Source organism: Thioalkalivibrio sp. AKL12, assembly GCF_000377925.1.
GTDB classification, from domain to species: Bacteria; Pseudomonadota; Gammaproteobacteria; order Ectothiorhodospirales; family Ectothiorhodospiraceae; genus Thioalkalivibrio; species Thioalkalivibrio versutus.
Genome location: NZ_KB898920.1, coordinates 1 through 2,843 on the forward strand (window position 1 = coordinate 1; position 2,843 = coordinate 2,843).

Annotated in this window: 2 protein-coding genes; both read left to right on the plus strand. The window is 55.8% G+C overall.

Features of this window, described 5'->3' with window-relative positions:
* The first annotated feature begins 279 nt into the window (after positions 1 to 279).
* Positions 280 to 1,587 carry a lipopolysaccharide biosynthesis protein gene (locus tag D579_RS0114080; protein WP_018952391.1) on the plus strand — a complete coding sequence of 436 codons (1,308 nt, stop codon included), beginning with the start codon at positions 280 to 282 and terminating at the stop codon, positions 1,585 to 1,587.
* Between the two features lie 127 nt (positions 1,588 to 1,714).
* A complete protein-coding gene (locus tag D579_RS15020; RefSeq protein WP_196800943.1) occupies positions 1,715 to 2,596 on the plus strand; it encodes a sulfotransferase in 882 nt (293 codons plus the stop codon).
* Positions 2,597 to 2,843 lie beyond the last annotated feature (247 nt).

Below are 2,843 nucleotides of genomic sequence, written 5' to 3' on the forward strand. Positions count from 1 at the left end.
GTCGAGGCCCTGCGTCAGGACGTGGGCTATGCCCCCGCGACCGCGGTGGAAGATGGCATCGCCCGCTTCGTCGAGTGGTATCGCGAGTACTACCGGATCTGACGGTTACAATGTGCCCAACCTCTCTGTTCAGAACGCACCCGTCATTGCGAGCGGCTCTGCCGCGCGGCAATCGGCTTGCGCTCGCATGGCAAACGCAATTGATACGGGGTTAACCCGTTACGACGGGCTAGCCGACAATTGAGTAGAGAAGGCCCGCAGGATTCGTCCGTGCCGCAGATGACACTCCGCCAACAGTTGATGCGCGGTGGGGTGGGTAGTATTGCGATTAAGGTGCTCGCAACCGGGATCGCATTTGGGCTAGCTGTGGTCCTTGCGCGCGTGTTGGGTCCCGAGGGCTATGGGGTCTACGCGTTTGCGCTTTCGCTGATCATGTTGCTTGCTATCCCGGCGCAGGTCGGCCTTCCGGCCTTGGTTGTTCGCGAAACCGCCAAAGCGCAAGCGAAAGATTCTTGGGGGCTGATCCGAGGCCTCTGGCGCTGGAGCAACCTGTTCATCGTGGTCTTTGCCGTCCTGATGGTCACTGTAGGGGCGCTAGCGCTCTGGCTTGGCCGGGATTGGCTGGGCGAGCCCCGTTGGCAGACCCTGGCCGTGGGGCTGGCACTGGTGCCATTGATCGCCCTGGCAAACGTGCGCGGAGCCGCACTGCGAGGGCTTCGCCGGGTTGTGCTGGGACAGTTGCCCGAGAGCATCCTGCGACCCGGCCTGCTGCTGGTGACGGTTCTGGCAGCTGTCTGGTGGTCGAATGGTGGCGCATTGACGCCGGTCGGCGTGATGGGGTTGCATGGACTGGCGGCCTTTGCCGCCTTCATCATTGGTGCGGCGGTGCTCTTACGAGCCCGGCCGCCCGGGCTTCGTACAGCGCCCCCGCCAGAGTACCAGGCTCGCTACTGGCGCCGGGCCGCGTTGCCGCTGGCTATGTTGGCGGGGCTTCAGCTCATCATCGCCCATACGGATATCATCATGCTCGGCATCATCCGCAGCGATGAGGAAGTGGGCGTCTACCGCGTCGTGGTGCAGGTCGCGACACTGGTCGTATTTGGCCTGCAGGCCATCAATCAGGTCCTACAGCCGTATTTTGCCCGATTGCACGCGCAGGGGGAGCTCGTTCGCCTGCAGCAGCTGGTTACCTACAGTGCGCGTATCATCCTATTACTCGCGCTTCCGCCAGTGCTTCTTATGGCGGCGTTTGGGGGGCCCCTTTTGGATTTGCTGTTCGGGGCAGAGTACCGCTTGGGAGCTCTAGCCCTCGCGATCCTCGCCCTTGGGCAACTGGTGAATGCGGCCATGGGTTCGGTGGGTTTGCTGTTGAACATGACGGACCATGAACGCGACACAGTAAAGGGTGTTGCGATTGCTGCCTTGTGCAATGTCGCCCTGAACGTCGGTTTAATCCCACCTTTCGGATTGGAAGGCGCCGCGGCTGCCACGGCGATTACCATAGTGATTTGGAATCTTCTTCTGTGGACATATGTATGGCGACGTCTTGGAATCGAGAGTTCAGCGATCACTTGGCGGCGGCGGTAACCCGGGCAGCTGCGCTTTTTTTGCATCGTCTTTTTTTGTTGTTGGATCCTCGGTCGTTTTCAGGTCGACTTCCCGAAATTTAACGTTTCCACCTCCAATTGAAGATTTGTCGAGAGTAAATTCAACTATGACAGACCCAAACTTTTTCATTGTTGGGGCACCAAAGTGCGGTACAACAGCTCTAGCGAGTTACCTTTCCGAACACCCTGATGTTAATATTTCAAAACCAAAAGAGCCGCATTATTTTCTTCATCGCTCGGCCGATAACCGAAAAATCACCGAATATGATCACTATATTCGCTTGTTCTCCAGCAAAAGTAACACAACAGCGTCTGGAGAGGCGTCAGTCTGGTATTTGTATTCGAGCACAGCGCGGAGAGCGATCGCTCGAGAGTTTCCCGAATCAAAGATTATAATCATGCGCCGAGATCCAGTGGATTTCTTTCTTTCAATGCACTCTGAGGCAGTGTTTTGCGGGAGCGAATTAGAAGTGGACCCTGAGCGGGCATGGCGAAGAGAGTGCGAGAGATATGTCGCTCACTCGGTCTATGATCCAATTGAACTGATTTCGGGATGGCGGAATCGATATATCGAGCTCATGCAGCACGATAAATATATTCGGGAATACCAAAAGACGTTTGGTAAAGAAAAGGTATTGGTGTTGACGCAGGAGGAAATGGCTGAGGATGTAGGTGAGGTGTATTGCCGGACCTTAGTGCATCTAGGTGTAAGTTCCGATTTTCGACCCGACTTTAAAAGGGTAAACCAAAACAAAGAAGCTCGAAGTGCGTTCGTTCAGAAAGTTCTACGGGGTCTAACGCGCAACGAGCGCTTGGTGAAGGTGTCTCGGGCGATAAAGAAAAGGCTGGGTGTGGGTACGTTTGGTGTGGCCGAGAAGGTGAGAAGGTTGAATGCGCGAACTGTTTCTCGCCCCCAGGTATCTGAGCAATTCCGGGATGAAGTCAGAAGAATGCTATGTCGACTAGATCAAAATGACGAGGGTCGGTGAGGATCCGTTGACAACGTACTTGCAGCGACTTTAAAGATGGGATTAGGAGGCACACAGTCAAACGGCTGCCGAAGTAGCCGGGTACATGGATCTGGGATAAGGGCCGGATCGATTCATTGATTAAGTGGAGGGAATGTCTATTTCGTCAAGCGCTAGGGAAACACTGATTTAATCCGCCGTGGGTCCCGCCCGCCTGGCGGGTTTGGGATAATGGCGCCAGGTTTCCTGCCCGAGGTGATGGCCGATG